Genomic DNA, 4,765 nt, shown 5'->3' on the forward strand with positions numbered 1-4,765 from the left:
CTCAAACGCCGGACAGGCTGGATAGTGCCGCCTCGGGCGTGCACTTCAGCCCGTCCGGCGTTTGAGGACGAGCGGCGAAGCCGCGACAAGCGGGGTCCGGGGGCTCGCCCCCGGGAAACGGTGAAAGGGCGGGACCGGGGCACCTCACTCCACCGCGACGAAAACGTTCTTCACCTCAGCGAACGCCGCAACCGAATCCGGCCCCAACTCCCGCCCCAGACCCGACTGCTTGAACCCCCCGAAAGGCGTCCAGTACCGCACCGAAGAGTGCGAGTTCACGGACAGATTCCCCGCCGCGACGGCCCGCGACACCCGCAGCGCCCGCGAGACGTCCCGCGTCCACAGCGACCCGGACAGCCCGTAATCCGTCGCGTTGGCGATCCGCACCGCCTCCGCCTCGTCCTCGAACGGAATGACGACGGCGACGGGCCCGAACACCTCCTCCCGCGCCACCCGGTCCCCGGCGGAGCCCTCCAGCACGGTGGCCGGGTACCAGAACCCCTTCCCGCCCGGGGCCTCGCCCCGGATCGCGGCGGGCGCGGACTCGGGGACGTACGAGCGGACGCGCTCCCGGTGGGCCGCCGAGATCAGCGGGCCCATGCCCGTCGCCGGATCGGCGGGGTCGCCGACGACGACGGCGCGGACGGCCGGTTCGAGGAGCTCCATGAAGCGGTCGTACACCGTCCGCTGGACGAGGATGCGGCTGCGCGCGCAGCAGTCCTGGCCGGTGTTGTCGAGGAACGAGCCGGGAGCGGCGGCGGCCGCGCGCTCGACGTCCGCGTCCGCGAAGACGATGTTGGCGCTCTTGCCGCCGAGTTCCAGCGTCACCCGCTTCACCCGCTCGGCGCACCGCGCCATGATCCGCTTCCCGACGGCGGTGGAGCCGGTGAACACGATCTTGGCGACGCCGGGGTGCTCGACGAGGGCGCTTCCCGCCACCGGACCGGTCCCGGGAAGCGTCTGGAGCAGGCCCTCCGGCAGCCCGGCCGCCACCGCCAGCTCCGCCAGCCGCAGCGCGGTGAGCGGTGTCGTCTCGGCCGGTTTGAGGAGGACGGCGTTGCCGGCGGCGAGCGCGGGGGCGAAGCCCCAGGCGGCGACGGGCATGGGGAAGTTCCACGGGACGATGACGCCGACGACGCCGAGCGGCTCGTGGAAGGTGACGTCCAAGCCGCCGGCCACCGGGATCTGCCGGCCGGTGAGCCGTTCGACGCCGCCGGCCGCGTAGTCGAGGAGATCGCGGACGTTGCCGGCCTCCCAGCGGGCGTTGCCCACCGGGTGCCCGGCCTCGCGGACCTCCAGCAGGGCCAGTTCCTCCAGGTGCTCGTCGACGACGGCGGCGAAGCGGCGCAGCAGCCGGGCGCGGTCGCCGGGGGCGAGGGCGGCCCAGCCGCGCTGGGCGTCGGCGGCCCGCCGGACGGCGGCGTCCACGTCCTCGGCCGTGGCGGCGGGGACGGTGGCGACGACCTCCTCGGTCGCCGGGTTGAGAACTTCCAGAAACACGGTCCCCTGCCTCACATGCGCTCGAAGGAGCGGTACCGCTCCCAGTCCGTCACGGCCGTGTCGTACGCCTCCTGCTCGACCCGGGCCATGGTCCGGTAGTGCTCGACCACCTCGTCCCCGAACGCGGCCCGGGCCAGGGCGCTGCCCTCCCACAGCTCCGCCGCCTCGCGCAGTGTCGCGGGGACGTGCCGGGCGTCACCGGCGTAGGCGTTGCCGGTGCACACCTCGGGGAGCTCCAGCTCCTTCTCCACCCCGTGCAGGCCGGCGGCGATCATGCCGGCGACGGCGAGGTAGGGGTTGACGTCGCCGCCGGGGAGGCGGTTCTCGAAGCGGTGCGAGCGGCCGTGGCCGACGACGCGGAGGGCGCAGGTGCGGTTGTCCGGCCCCCAGGCGACGGCGGTCGGGGCGAAGGAGCCGGGGCGGAACCGCTTGTACGAGTTGATGTTGGGCGCGTAGAGGAGGGTGAACTCCCGGAGGGCGGCGAGTTGTCCGGCGAGGAAGTGGCGCATGGTGCGCGACATGCCGTACGGGCCGTCGTCGTCGGCGAGCACCGGCCGCCCGGCCGCGTCGCGCAACGAGAGGTGGATGTGGCAGGAGTTGCCCTCGCGCTCGTCGTACTTGGCCATGAAGGTGAGCGCCATGCCCTCCTGGGCGGCTATCTCCTTGGCGCCGGTCTTGTAGACGGCGTGCTGGTCGCAGGTGACCAGCGCCTCGTCGTAGCGGAACGCGATCTCGTGCTGGCCGAGGTTGCACTCGCCCTTGGCGGACTCGACGGTGAGGCCGGCGGCGCCCATCTCGTTGCGGATGCGACGCAGCAGGGGTTCGACGCGGCCGGTGCCGAGGACGGAGTAGTCGACGTTGTACTGGTTCGCCGGGGTCAGGCCCCGGTAGCCGCCGTTCCACGCCTGCTCGTACGAGTCCTTGAAGACCATGAACTCCAGCTCGGTGCCCACCTGGGCGGTCCAGCCGTGCTCGGCGAGCCGGTCGAGCTGGCGGCGGAGGATCTGCCGGGGCGAGGCGAGCACCGGGGAGCCGTCGTGCCAGGCGAGGTCGGCCGTGACCAGGGCGGTGCCCGCGTTCCAGGGCGTGCGGCGCAGGGTGGACAGGTCCGGGCGCATCGCGAAGTCGCCGTAGCCGCGCTCCCAGGAGGACATGGCGTACCCGTCGACGGGGTTCATGTCCGCGTCCACGGCCAGCAGGTAGTTGCAGCCCTCGGTGCCGTTCTCCAGCACGTCGTCGAGGAAGAAACGGGCGGCGAACCGCTTGCCCTGGAGCCGCCCCTGCATGTCGGTGAAGGCCAGGACGACGGTGTCGATCTCCCCGGAGGCGACGAGCCGGCGGAGCTCGGCGACGCTGAGCGGGGGCGTGCGGTCTGCCACGGGTGAGCCTCCCTGTCGGTGCGGTCCGTGCGGTGCGACCGGAGGTCTTAAGGTATGCCGGTAGACCATTGGTTGGGAAGGGGTCCGATGAACGGGAGCGCGGCCGACCGGCTGTCGGCGGTCCTGCGGCCGGTCCACGCGGGCAACGGCTTCGAGGAGGCCCTGGAGCGGATCCTGCGGATCATACGCCTCGGCCTGGTGGCCGACGGCGAACGGCTGCCGTCGGAGCGGGAGTTGGCCGAGCGGCTGCGGATCAGCAGGGTGACGCTCCGCGAGGTGCTGCGGGTGCTGCACGAGCAGGGACTGGTGGAGAGCCGGCGCGGCCGGTACGGCGGTACGTTCGTCCACGCGCGCCCCGCGCCGGCCCCGACGGCGGACGCGGCCGAACTGCGCCGCCGGGTCGCGGACGTGGACGTCGAGGACACCCTGCGCTTCCGCGAGGTCCTGGAGCTCGGCGCGGCCGAACTGTGCGCCGCCCGGCCGCTCCCGCCGGACGCGGCGGACCGGCTGCGCGCGGCCCTGGCCGCCACCCGGGACGCCGCTCCGGACGACTACCGCCGCCACGACACGCTGTTCCACCTCACCCTGGCCGAGCTGTCCGGTTCGCCGTCGCTGGCCGCGCACTACTCGGCGGTGCGTGCAACCGTCAACCAGCTCCTGGACTGCATCCCGCTGCTCGTCCGCAACCTGGAGCACTCGCAGCGCCAGCACGCGGCCCTCGCCGAGGCGGTGCTCCGGGGCGACCCGGACGCGGCGCGCGCGACGATGCGGGAGCACTGCGCGGGGACGGCGGCCCTGCTGCGGGGCTTCCTCACCTGAGCCGCGGGGCGCACGGCGGGGCGGCGGACGGCGCGTCCAAGGGGCGTGAGGAGCGCGGGGGTTGCGCCACCGGCCGTCCACGGGCAAAGGTACGGGGGGCGACCTTTACCGGGCCCGACACCGCCGGAGAGCGACCGACCGGACGCTCGGGCCGCACACCGTAGGCCCGGGCCGCCCGCCGGGGCCGGCCCGCCTCCCCACCGGAAAGGACGCCCTCCCCACCGGAAAGGACGCGAGGGCACGTGACGAACCACCAGAACCGGGCCGGCGGTACCGCCCGGGCCCCCCAGCCGCTGATCGGGGTCACCACCTACTGGACGCGCGCCCGCTGGGGCATCGCCTGGGACCAGCGCGCGGCGCTGCTCCCGGCCGCGTACCCGGAGTACGTCCAGCGGGCCGGCGGGCTGGCCGCGATGCTGCCGCCCGACGCCCCGGGCGCCGCCCGGGCACTGGTCGACCGCCTGGACGGCCTGATCCTCGCGGGCGGCGAGGACGTCGACCCCGCCCTCTACGGCGAGGAACCGCACCCGCGCACCGGCCGCCCGGTGCCGGAGCGCGACCTGTGGGAACTGGCGCTCCTGGACGCGGCGTTGCGGCGCGGCATCCCGGTGCTGGGCGTCTGCCGGGGCATGCAGCTGATGAACGTCCACGCCGGCGGCACCCTCAACCAGCACCTCCCGGAAACCGTGGGCCACAAGGGCCACAACCCCCGCGTCGGCACCTTCGCCGACCACCTCGTAGAGATGGTCCCCGGCACCCTGACGGCCCGTCTGATGCCCGTCCCGGTCGACGTCGCCACCCATCACCACCAGGGCGTCGCCCAGCTCGGCCGCGGTCTCCTCGCCTCGGCCCACGCCGAGGACGGCACCATCGAGGCGCTGGAACTTCCCTCCGGCGACGGCCGGTTCGCCGTCGGCGTCCAGTGGCACCCGGAGGTCCGGGACGACCTGCGCCTGGTCCGGGGGCTGGTCGCGGCGGCCGCGGGGGTACGGGTCTGAGGCCCGCGGCGAGCCGAGGCCGTCACTCACGGGGGACGCCCCCCTGCTCGCCCCCAACGCCCCACGCAC

General features: G+C 74.3%; 4 protein-coding genes. 2 read left to right on the forward strand and 2 right to left on the reverse strand.

Going from position 1 to position 4,765, the window contains the following annotated elements:
- Positions 1-144: 144 nt before the first annotated feature.
- Together ACSNOK_RS30745 and ACSNOK_RS30750 are read right to left on the reverse strand one after the other, a co-directional pair.
- Entirely contained in the window at positions 145-1,500 is a 1,356-nt protein-coding gene (locus tag ACSNOK_RS30745) for an aldehyde dehydrogenase family protein (RefSeq protein ID WP_436784081.1), read from the reverse strand.
- Positions 1,501-1,511: 11 nt separating this feature from the next.
- Positions 1,512-2,879: a glutamine synthetase family protein gene (locus ACSNOK_RS30750; protein ID WP_436784082.1), complete on the reverse strand. Its 1,368-nt coding sequence runs from the start codon at positions 2,877-2,879 to the stop codon at positions 1,512-1,514.
- A gap of 87 nt (positions 2,880-2,966) precedes the next feature.
- On the opposite strand from ACSNOK_RS30750, the gene ACSNOK_RS30755 reads away from it, so the two are divergent.
- Both ACSNOK_RS30755 and ACSNOK_RS30760 read left to right on the forward strand, forming a co-directional pair.
- Positions 2,967-3,698: a FadR/GntR family transcriptional regulator gene (locus ACSNOK_RS30755; RefSeq protein ID WP_436784083.1), complete on the forward strand. Its 732-nt coding sequence runs from the start codon at positions 2,967-2,969 to the stop codon at positions 3,696-3,698.
- Positions 3,699-3,940: 242 nt separating this feature from the next.
- Positions 3,941-4,696 carry a gamma-glutamyl-gamma-aminobutyrate hydrolase family protein gene (locus ACSNOK_RS30760; protein WP_436784084.1) on the forward strand — a complete coding sequence of 252 codons (756 nt, stop codon included), beginning with the start codon at positions 3,941-3,943 and terminating at the stop codon, positions 4,694-4,696.
- Positions 4,697-4,765: the final 69 nt, after the last annotated feature.

It is taken from the genome of Streptomyces sp. URMC 126, assembly GCF_051386555.1.
Classification (GTDB): domain Bacteria; phylum Actinomycetota; class Actinomycetes; order Streptomycetales; family Streptomycetaceae; genus Streptomyces.

What these genes read in the sequence shown, in the direction of transcription:
- ACSNOK_RS30755 (WP_436784083.1), top strand. Translation starts at nt 2,967, where the DNA reads ATGAACGGGAGCGCGGCCGACCGGCTGTCGGCGGTCCTGCGGCCGGTC.